Consider the following 10,182-nt stretch of genomic DNA (forward strand, 5'->3'; position numbering starts at 1 on the left):
TATTTTTGGGCACTCAAATCAATTGCAGGACAAGCATCTCGTCAGCGTGATTGGGAATATGAATCGGAAATTTGGATCGGACTATGGGTGACAAAAATCGTAAACAATGGGATTTTGGTAGATTTGTGGAAACTCTCAGTTATTTTGAGGTAATCCCCTTACTTAATTGGGTACAGGAATTATTTCAAAGTCGTCCAAAAGATAGTCAAAATAAACCAGATGGAGCAAAACAAGTGGGTGTAATACTGGTAGCAGGGGCAACAGGTGGTGTGGGTAAACGAGTTGTTAAATGCTTACTCGAACGGGGTTATAAAGTGCGATCGCTTGTTCGCGATATCGACAGAGCACGTTCTATTTTGGGGAATGAGGCAGAATTAGTCGTTGCTGATATAACCAAACCTGAAACCCTAACTCCCCTTGTGATGGCAAATATCCAGGCTGTAATTTGCTGTACTTCTGTGCGGGTTCAACCTGTGGAAGGTGACACTCCAGAACGTGATAAGTATAATCAAGGTATCAAATTTTATCAGCCGGAAATAGTCGGAGATACACCTGAAAATGTCGATTATAAAGGGGTAAAAAATTTAGTCGAAGCAGCTATAAAATATTTACCCCAGGCAGATGTAAAAACTATATTTGATTTTACCCAATTTACCCAAAGTCCAGAAAATTTAGATAATTTAAAGAATATTTGGGGTGCTTTAGATGATGTTGTTATGGGTGGAGTTAGTAGTAGTAATATGATTTTTGCTGATAATACTGCCATCTTTACAGGTAATGTCTCAACTGATAATTCTGGTGGGTTTGCATCAGTTAGAACTAAAAATTTCCAACCATCAATTAATTTATCTAGTTATGAAGGTTTAGAATTACGAATTAAAGGTGATGGTAAACGCTATAAATTATTTGTACGCACAGATTCAAGCTGGGATGGGGTTGGTTATAGCCATTCTTTTGACACTGTAGATGGTGCTTGGATTGATGTTCGCGTTCCTTTTGCTAATTTAATTCCTGTATTTCGTGCCAAAGTCGTCAAAGATTGTCCTGCTATTGATAAAAGTAAGGTTTGTTCTTTGCAATTAATGTTAAGTAAATTTGAATATGATGGAAATTTAAATCCTCATTTTTCCCCTGGTAATTTCTCCTTACAAATTGAATCGATAAAAGCCTATGGCGGTAATACATTATCCCGGTTTGTATTGATTAGTTCTGCTGGTGTCACACGTCCAGGTAGACCAGGTATCAATTTAGAAGAAGAACCCCCAGCAGTACGAATGAATGACCAATTAGGGGGGATTTTAACTTGGAAGTTGAAGGGGGAAGATAGCGTTAGGGAAAGCGGTACTAGCTATACGATTATTCGTCCTTGTGCGTTGACTGAAGAAGTTGGTGGGAAGGAATTAATTTTTGAGCAAGGTGATAATATAAGGGGCAAAATTAGCCGTGATGATGTTGCTGAGTTGTGCGTACAAGCGTTGGAAAATACTCAAGCTTGTAATGTTACTTTTGAGGTGAAAGCAACTGAAAGTAGTGCAAATAATGTTGGTTGGGAGAGATTGTTTTCTATGTTGGAAGCTGATAAATAAAATATTTTTAAACGCAGAGAAGCGCTGAGTTTACGCAGAGGTTCGCGGAGGAATAGAAGCGGCATTTGACAGATGCGATCGCATTCTATTACAATCAACTCATAATCGTTATGACTTTGGTTAGGGTAGGTTGGTTATGGTGAAAATAGTAGGTATTGCGGGTAGTTTAAGAACGGATTCTTACAGTCAGATAGCTTTGGAACTGGCAATGCAACGGGTACAGGCATTAGGTGCTGAGGTTGAGGTTCTGGATTTAAGGAAGATGAATTTGCCGTTTTGTGATGGGGGTAATGAGTATCCTGGTTATCCTGATGTGAAGCGGTTGCAAGATGCTTTTGGTAGTGCGGATGGGTTGATTTTGGTGACACCTGAGTATCATGGTAGTGTTAGTGGTGTGTTGAAAAATGCCCTGGATTTAATGAGCTTTGACCAATTATCGGGGAAAGTTGCTGGATTAATTAGTATTTTGGGTGGACAATCAAATAGTAATGCTTTGAATGATTTGCGGGTAATTTTAAGGTGGGTACATGGATGGGTTATCCCCGAACAAGTCGCAATTGGACAAGCTTGGAAAGCTTTTAGTGCGGAAGGTAAATTAGTAGATGAAAAACTGTCACAACGACTTGACCAATTTGCTCAAAGTTTGGTTGATAGCACTCGTAAATTGCGAGGAGTTAATTAAGGAATCTGAATTAAAAATTGTAGAAAATTGTAGGTTGGGGAGTCACTGCTTTGCGAGGGTTCCCCTCGTTATAGCAAGTGACGTTGAAGGCTTTGCGTAACCCAACATATGATATGGAAAAAACGAAAATTGGGAATAAAATGTTGGGTTACGACGCAATTTAGATTTGTTGTATGGCTACAAGTATAACTCGTGCGTCTTCACCCAACCTACAAATTTAACTACAAATTTAACTAATTTCCTATTTACAACTCGGTAAACCTATCTGTCGCATCAATTAAAGCACTCATAATTCCGGGTTCGCTCATTGAATGTCCCCCATCTGGAACTATAATTAATTCAGCTTCTCTCCAAGCTTGATGCAATTCCCAAGCAGAAATCATTGGGCAAACAATATCATATCTTCCCTGGATAATGACACTGGGAATATTGCGAATTTTATCAACATTTTTGAGTAATTGGTCTTCGGTTTCTAAAAATCCCTTATTCACAAAATAATGGCATTCAATTCTGGCAAAAGCTTCGGCAAATTGACTTTCACCAAAAGTTTGCATCAACTGTTTATCTAAAAATAATTTACTTGTACTCGCTTCCCAAATTGACCAAGCACGGGATGTTTCTAAACGAATTTTTAGATCGGGACTCGTCAAACGTTGGTAATATGCTGTTAACATATCTCCCCGTTCTGACTGGGGAATCGGCTTTAAATATTCCTCCCATGCATCAGGAAAAATAGAATTTGCACCTTCTTGGTAGAACCAGGTTAGTTCTTTTTTGCGTAGCATAAAAATACCACGCAAAATTAATCCTTTGCACCTTTCTGGGTGAGTTTGACTATATGCAAGTGCAAGGGTACTTCCCCAACTGCCACCGAATACAACCCATTTATCTATATTTAGATGCTCGCGTAATTTTTCAATATCATTAACTAAATCCCAAGTCGTATTTTCGCGTAATTCTGCATGGGGTTTACTCTTTCCACAACCCCGTTGATCGAACATAATTAATCGCCATTTTTCCGGATGAAAATATTGACGATAAAACGGGGGACAACCACCACCAGGACCACCATGTAATACTACAATTAGTTTACCTTGGGGATTTCCTGACTCTTCAAAATGAATTGTGTGTAAATCGGAAACCTGTAATTTACCTTCTTTATACGCTTCCCTCGAAGGATATAATTGTTTTATAGTCATTAAATTTATTCCCGAAAGTTTATTTGGTAAGCTTAAGTATATTAAAAATAGGAAGAAATTAGAAATCAATGGCAAAGCCGCGCATTTTATCTGGAGTACAACCAACTGGCAATCTACATTTAGGGAACTATCTCGGTGCGATTCGTAACTGGGTAGAAATGCAAAGTCAGTACGATAATTACTTTTGCGTGGTCGATCTACACGCCATTACAGCACCCCATAACCCCGCAACACTCGCAGAAAATACCTATGCGATCGCAGCTTTATATCTCGCTTGTGGTATCGATTTGCAGTACTCCACCATCTTTGTCCAATCCCATGTTTCGGCACATGCTGAGTTAGCTTGGCTACTTAATTGCATCACCCCGATGAACTGGTTAACAGATATGATTCAGTTCAAGGAAAAAGCCCTCAAACAAGGGGAAAATGTTGGTGTCGGTTTACTCGACTATCCCGTATTAATGGCGGCTGATATTCTCCTTTATAATGCCGATAAAGTCCCCGTCGGTGAAGACCAAAAACAACACCTAGAACTCACCAGAGACATTGTAGACCGATTCAACCATCAATTTGGCAAAGGCGAAAAAGTCCTCAAATCACCCCAACCACTTATCCGTAAAGAAGGGGCACGGGTAATGAGTTTGACCGATGGTACTAAGAAAATGTCCAAGTCTGACCCATCCGAACAAAGCCGAATCAACATACTTGATTCACCCGAAGACATCAGTAAAAAAATCAGAAAGTGTAAAACCGATACCATGCCCGGTTTAACTTTCGATGACCCAGAACGCCCCGAATGTCAAAATTTGCTGACATTGTACATGTTGCTATCGGGTAAAACAAAAGACGAAGTAGCAGCAGAATGTGCAGATATGCGTTGGGGTGACTTTAAGAAATTGTTGACGGAAACAACCGTAAATGCTCTGAAGCCAATTCAAGACAAATATCACGAAATCATGGCTGAACAGAGCTATTTAGAGTCTATTTTGCGGGAAGGAAGGCAAAAAGCAGAAGTCGTTGCCCAGCAAACTTTGAGAGATGTAAAAATAGCATTGGGGTATTCTCTACCGTTATGAGCTTTTCATGGAGGGGTAAGTTGTGCTACAGCTATACCCAGAGTGAGAATACTCATTGTTATGCTTGATACACTAAAATCGACTGCGTTAAGTTCATTTCGTTCGGCAGCAAGGTCAGGTGAATTCCTAGTCACCGCCGAAGTTTGCCCACCCAAAGGAGGTAATCCAGAACACATGCTGAAAATGGCAGCGACCCTTAAGGGAAGGGTTCATGCTGTCAATATCACCGATGGTAGTCGCGCAGTATTACGGATGAGTTCGTTAATTGCGTCAGCTATTTTACTGCAACATGGGATTGAGCCGATATGTCAATTTGCCTGTCGCGATCGCAATCGTATCGGCTTGCAGGCTGATTTAATGGGGGCACATGCCTTAGGTATCCACAACATTCTAGCGCTGACGGGGGACCCTGTAAAAGCAGGCGACCACCCCGACTGTAAGGGTGTTTTTGACCTGGAAGCGGTGCGTTTGTTGCAGGTAATTCAAAAGCTGAATTTGGGGGTGGATTTTAACGAAAAGCCCCTTACAGATGGAGCTTTAGATTTGTTTACCGGTGCAGCAGTTGACCCCCAATGTGCTAGCTGGTCGGGTTTGCAAAGTCGATTTGAGAAGAAATTGGCAGCAGGAGCGCAATTTTTCCAAAGTCAATTAATCACAGATTTTGACAAATTGGAGAAATTTATGGATGCGATCGCATCTGGGTGTAATAAGCCAATTTTAGCTGGAATTTTCCTGTTGAAGTCGGCGAAAAATGCTGAGTTTATCAATCGTGTGGTTCCTGGTGTAAATATTCCCCAGCATATTATTGATCGATTAGCGCAGGCAAAGGAACCCTTGGAAGAGGGGATGAAAATAGCTGCCGAACAGGTGCAAACAGCCCGACAATTGTGTCAGGGAGTGCATATGATGGCAGTTAAGCGGGAAGATTTGATTGCACCAATTCTAGATATGGCTGGAGTTGGGGTAGTTAGGTAAATTTAGTCACAATTTTGAGATGATGGCAGTTGGTTGATTCCGGCTGCTTTTTTGTTTATGATTCCGGTATGAGGAGAATAGAAACTAAAAAGGCTCCACCTGTCAACACAATTCGCAATACTCGCAGAGTGAGAAGCTAAAGCTACGTAATTCGCAATACCCCGACTATAATAATGAGCCTCACCTGTTTCGATGGTTTTGACTAAAGCTTCCTCATTCATATAAGCGTGCATTAGCACCTCACCAGTATTCACATCCGTTGTCACTACGGGAATTAAACCGTCACTGTCAAATTTGGGAGCAAGTTGGGAACCTTCTTCCACCTGTTCTACAGAGATGCGGGGGTTAAATAGTTGATTCATACCACGATGGAAATAGATGAGTATGAGAACTATTATTATTCAAAATAGTTGTACACTCAACAAAAAATTAGGCGTCGCTGATTTAGAACATAAATTCTATTGAGATGAGGTATTAATGGCACTTGTCTTTTATCAGTTTTTTGGTTAAAACATTTGCCTAGTAGACTTGGAGAAGTAACAGTGGCTACTTGGATTTTATTTAACAGTGGTGCAAGTGGGATACCAGTTGTGTCAGCCATGACTGGTGGTGAAGTGGCAGAAAATCTGGAAAGTTCATCAAGGGTAGAACTAATTGCATTTTTAAATCGTTTTGATCGGGCTGGGAGTTTTTTGGTGGCTAGGGTAGGGGAGGCGGTTGAGTCAGTAAACTTACTGACTGAGGATGCTTCCTTTGTTACTAACTTGAATGTTTCCAAGACGGCTGATACCTATCGGTTTTTCCGCGATCGCAATGGTCAACCGGTAGTTGTGGTCATGGCTGGATTGGAGGCTGTGGAAATATTTCGTGGTAACCGCAAGGAAGCACTGATTGATTTCTTAAATAAATATCCCACGGCAACAGCTTTTGATGTTGCGTCGATGGATGCCGATATTCCCATTATTGTTGCACCTCCCAATCATCAATCGATTTATCGGGGACGGGGGGTAATGCTGGAAATTGGTCACGGACCAGGAACTCGATTTGACCCAGGGGCGATCGCACCGACGGGGGAAACCGAGTACAATCTTAACGTCATCGCAGCCAATGCAGCGCGGGAAGTAATTGTGGCGGCGGGTGTTCCTTGCATGATAATTGATACGCCTCAAGCTAATCTACAAGACTTGTATAATATTGGTCGTCAAGCAGCTGCTTTTGATGTATTTTGCAGTGTCCACCATAACGCCTTTGACGGACCAGGAGGACAAGACCCCCAAGGGACAGAGGTTTTAGTCCACAGAACCAAAGCCGATGCCGCCGACCGCCGTTTAGCAGCCATCATGTCAAGAGCAATGGCTAGGGCGTTAGAGATTCGCGACAGAGGTGTTAAAGATAACCTCAATCTCCTAGTTCTTTCGGGTGCGGAAGACACCAACGTTCGCGCCACAGTTTTGGCTGAATTGTATTTTCTCGATGCCCCAATTGCCAACCGTCGTGACTGGTCACAACGGGTGGTAAGGCAATGGGAGAGTCGATCATTCAATGGTTGAAGGAAACTGCAAGGAAAAATTAGCAGCGATTTACCTGGGAGGTTTTTAACAAAATCCGGTCGATGGCTTGGGTCAATCGTTGTCCTGATTGACCAGGTTGATTGACCACAATGCTAAAGGCAATGGTTCCATAGTCGGGATTTTGCAGGTATCCAGAAAGGGAGCGAACCCCTCGCAAAGTCCCGGTTTTGCCAAAGAGTCGTCCTTGAACTGGGGTATTTAAAAAACGACCGCGTAGGGTTCCGTTAACTCCAGCGATCGCTAAAGAGTTATAAAACAAATCTCGTTTTGGTTGTATTTGTTGTAGTAATGAATGTTCTGCGTTAACTTCGTTGGGACGACGAACATACATTTTTTCTAGCACTCCAACTAATGTGGATGGGGTCGCACGATTGTTCCGAGATAATCCCGATCCATCGACTTGTCGGTAAGCACTAGTGTCCACACCCATATTAGCAAGAGCAGTCATTGCGGCTTTTTCCCCTCCAATCCGACGTAATAGCAAGTTTGCTTTTGGATTGTTGCTATAACGATTCACCGCAGTCACCAAATTACCTAGGGAAGCCAGTTTTTCTGGACGGTTTTCAGTATAAAACTGTAATGCTGCCGCTGTTGTCAATAGTTTGATATTTGATGCGGGGATGAGATTAATATTGGGATTGTGTTGATAAAGACTCCCAGGTTCCGCAATTGGTTTGATGACAATCCCCCATTTTGCGGTTTTAAAACTCGGATTATTAACAATCGAAGTAATCGCAGTGTCCAAATCACCTTGGCAAAATCTCGGTCTAATGGGCTGTACACCAAAGGGCAATGATTGGGACGCAGATGCGGCAGATTCGGCAGGTTGGAATGCTTGAACAACATTAGCCTCGGCTCGGTTAAAATTTTCCAGACTAATACCAGTAGTTAGGGTGGTTAATGTTATTACTACTCTGGAAAGCCGAATAGGAGCTTGTGTTTTGGGTTTTCCCATCTTGTCTCACACTAGTTTTTACTAAACTTCTTCACACGTAAATTCTTTACGCGCAAAATTTAATAAAGATTTTATCTTTATCCATTAACCACTATACTCCTTAATAACTAGTAATATTGTGTAACATTTAGCAATGTAATTTTACTTGTATGCCAAATTACAGTATTTTGCATTTGAGTAAGGTACAGCTTTTGTCTCTGTGTATATACGGTTTTTATCTCATTTACTTGTAATCTGATGTCCGCGATCGTATTTCCAAACCAACAGAAAAAAGCCGATTACCAATTACTAAAATCTGGTAATTTATCAATCCAAGGTTTTGCTATTTCCAGTTGTGCAGCTAAACTAATCAAAGTAGACTCAGCAGCAGCTTTCCCGACGAATTGGACGCTCATTGGTAAACCGAAAGCATCAAAACCTACTGGTAAAGCAACAGCAGGTAATCCAGTGGCATTTGCTAAGGCACAAGGTGCAATCCATTGGATAATATTTTGGAATATGTCTTCTGGACTCAAATGTGCCCATTCCCCAACGCGGATGGGAGAATGCAGATATACTGGCAATAACAGCACATCAAAGTCATTAAAAAAGCTGGCTATTTGTCGCGAGACTATTTGCATTTTGGCAACCGCTTTGACGTATTCAGTCGCAGTTATATTTCTTGAGATTAACCAACGATTCATTGGTTGCAGTGTTTCTAAAGGAACCTCCGATGCTGCGATTCCAGCTTGCCAAATAATTTGAAATGGTTCAACTAAACCCCTAAATTCGGGACATGTTTGTGTGGTTATGTGTCCTAATTCTTGGAGTAATTGAACTGTTTGCAATACAGCTTGTTTTTGTGTCGCATCTGAAGAAGCAATCCCATGAATGTCTGTAGCATAAGCCACTCTCAAGCTACCGGGTTTTTCCTGAGTTGCTGATAAAAAAGATGATTCTGGTTTCGGTAAGGTGTAAGTATCACCGGGAACATTACCCGACATGACATCAAGTAGTGCAGCTGCATCAGAAACAGTGCGAGCAATGGGTCCATTTATGGCAATTCCACCAAAGCGATCGCCTGCGGGGGCTGGGGAGATTCTACCCCGTGATGGTTTGATACCAAATAAGCCACAACATGCCACTGGTATGCGAATTGAGCCACCACCATCGGAAGCTTGAGCGATGGGACACATGCCAGCAGCAACGGCAGCAGCAGCACCTCCACTGGAACCTCCGGAGGTATATTCTAAATTCCAGGGGTTTCGGGATGGGGGAAAGCTGATAGGTTCGGTGTAGGGGAAAGAACCTAGTTCGGAGGTAGCAGTTTTACCAAGGATAATAAATCCGGCTTGGCGAATTTTAGTAACAACGGAATCTTCGTATTTAGGAATATACTTAAGTAATGCTGATGTTCCGTAGGTACAGGGGACATCGATAACGGAATTTAAATCTTTGATGGAAATGGGTACACCAAAAAAGGGTGGTAATTCAGTTGGATTTGTGGAAAGTAGTGCGGTTTTGGCTTTCGCATCGTCTATTGCTTGCTCGACTGTGACTGTAAAATAACTCCCCAATTGGGGATTGAGACGGGATATCCGTTCTAAGTACAATTCTACTAATTCTAATGGCGAGACTTTGCGATCGCGGATTAATTCTGCCAACTTTAGCGCAGGGGTAAAAGCTAAATCAAATGCGTTCATTGTTGCTTTTGGGTCACGAGCAAGCCCTAGTGACTATACTTAAAAATATACTGACTTGTGTAAGATTTCTATTCTATTCCAAGTTGATTATTTGCAAAACCACTCTAGAGTGATTTTTATGTTGTTTTTTGTCATCATTGGCATTAAATAGCTGAAAATAGCTTAATCACTTCTAAATGACATGCTACCGATCGCATCTCCGCTTATCCCGTAGCATGAAGCCAATTGCTATACCTAAATATCTGCACATTATTATACTCCTCCACACCTCCCCTTAGTAAGGGGAGGTGCCACAGGCGGTGGGGTTATTTTATTTTATTGCTATAATCTAATATTAATTAAACTAACTTTAATAAAAATTATTAATTATCTACTGACACGATATCTGAGTCGTTTGTCACCTTCAGCTTTGGCAACTTTAAAAGAGATGAACGAGTAAGCTGTTATGCATTTAAA

General features: G+C 41.5%; 9 protein-coding genes. 5 read left to right on the top strand and 4 right to left on the bottom strand.

Annotated features, from left to right (window positions below; all coding sequences use genetic code 11):
* Nucleotides 1–83: 83 nt before the first annotated feature.
* On the top strand, nucleotides 84–1,586 hold the full coding sequence (locus CK510_RS19490) for a CIA30 family protein (RefSeq protein WP_095723286.1): 1,503 nt from the start codon (nucleotides 84–86) through the stop codon (nucleotides 1,584–1,586).
* Between the two features lie 136 nt (nucleotides 1,587–1,722).
* A complete protein-coding gene (locus CK510_RS19495; RefSeq protein WP_095723287.1) occupies nucleotides 1,723–2,268 on the top strand; it encodes an NADPH-dependent FMN reductase in 546 nt (181 codons plus the stop codon).
* A gap of 245 nt (nucleotides 2,269–2,513) precedes the next feature.
* Here CK510_RS19495 and pip read toward each other — a convergent pair whose 3' ends face one another.
* A complete protein-coding gene (gene pip, locus CK510_RS19500; protein WP_095723294.1) occupies nucleotides 2,514–3,461 on the bottom strand; it encodes a prolyl aminopeptidase in 948 nt (315 codons plus the stop codon).
* A 74-nt stretch (nucleotides 3,462–3,535) separates the two neighbouring features.
* Here pip and trpS point away from each other — a divergent pair, with 74 nt between their 5' ends.
* A complete protein-coding gene (gene trpS, locus CK510_RS19505) occupies nucleotides 3,536–4,543 on the top strand; it encodes a tryptophan--tRNA ligase (RefSeq protein ID WP_095723288.1) in 1,008 nt (335 codons plus the stop codon).
* A 60-nt stretch (nucleotides 4,544–4,603) separates the two neighbouring features.
* Nucleotides 4,604–5,518 (top strand): methylenetetrahydrofolate reductase, encoded by a 915-nt coding sequence (locus CK510_RS19510; protein ID WP_095723289.1) that lies wholly within the window; start codon nucleotides 4,604–4,606, stop codon nucleotides 5,516–5,518.
* A gap of 2 nt (nucleotides 5,519–5,520) precedes the next feature.
* Here the strand turns inward: CK510_RS19510 and CK510_RS19515 are convergent, their stop codons facing one another.
* Nucleotides 5,521–5,880, bottom strand: a complete 360-nt coding sequence (locus CK510_RS19515; protein ID WP_095723290.1) for a phosphoribosyl-AMP cyclohydrolase — start codon at nucleotides 5,878–5,880, stop codon at nucleotides 5,521–5,523.
* A gap of 180 nt (nucleotides 5,881–6,060) precedes the next feature.
* On the opposite strand from CK510_RS19515, the gene CK510_RS19520 reads away from it, so the two are divergent.
* Nucleotides 6,061–7,068 carry an N-acetylmuramoyl-L-alanine amidase gene (locus tag CK510_RS19520; protein WP_095723291.1) on the top strand — a complete coding sequence of 336 codons (1,008 nt, stop codon included), beginning with the start codon at nucleotides 6,061–6,063 and terminating at the stop codon, nucleotides 7,066–7,068.
* 19 nt (nucleotides 7,069–7,087) lie between these two features.
* On the opposite strand, the gene CK510_RS19525 is transcribed toward CK510_RS19520, so the two are convergent.
* A complete protein-coding gene (locus CK510_RS19525; RefSeq protein WP_095723292.1) occupies nucleotides 7,088–8,044 on the bottom strand; it encodes a D-alanyl-D-alanine carboxypeptidase in 957 nt (318 codons plus the stop codon).
* A 278-nt stretch (nucleotides 8,045–8,322) separates the two neighbouring features.
* Nucleotides 8,323–9,726: an amidase gene (locus tag CK510_RS19530; protein ID WP_095723293.1), complete on the bottom strand. Its 1,404-nt coding sequence runs from the start codon at nucleotides 9,724–9,726 to the stop codon at nucleotides 8,323–8,325.
* Nucleotides 9,727–10,182 lie beyond the last annotated feature (456 nt).

This window comes from Brunnivagina elsteri CCALA 953 (assembly GCF_002289455.1).
Taxonomy (GTDB): Bacteria; Cyanobacteriota; Cyanobacteriia; order Cyanobacteriales; family Nostocaceae; genus Brunnivagina; species Brunnivagina elsteri.

Coding starts and splice junctions, on each gene's coding strand:
- CK510_RS19510 (WP_095723289.1), top strand. CDS start 4,604: ATGCTTGATACACTAAAATCGACTGCGTTAAGTTCATTTCGTTCGGCA.
- trpS (WP_095723288.1), top strand. CDS start 3,536: ATGGCAAAGCCGCGCATTTTATCTGGAGTACAACCAACTGGCAATCTA.
- CK510_RS19495 (WP_095723287.1), top strand. CDS start 1,723: ATGGTGAAAATAGTAGGTATTGCGGGTAGTTTAAGAACGGATTCTTAC.
- CK510_RS19525 (WP_095723292.1), bottom strand. CDS start 8,044: ATGGGAAAACCCAAAACACAAGCTCCTATTCGGCTTTCCAGAGTAGTA.
- CK510_RS19530 (WP_095723293.1), bottom strand. CDS start 9,726: ATGAACGCATTTGATTTAGCTTTTACCCCTGCGCTAAAGTTGGCAGAA.
- CK510_RS19515 (WP_095723290.1), bottom strand. CDS start 5,880: ATGAATCAACTATTTAACCCCCGCATCTCTGTAGAACAGGTGGAAGAA.
- CK510_RS19490 (WP_095723286.1), top strand. CDS start 84: ATGGGTGACAAAAATCGTAAACAATGGGATTTTGGTAGATTTGTGGAA.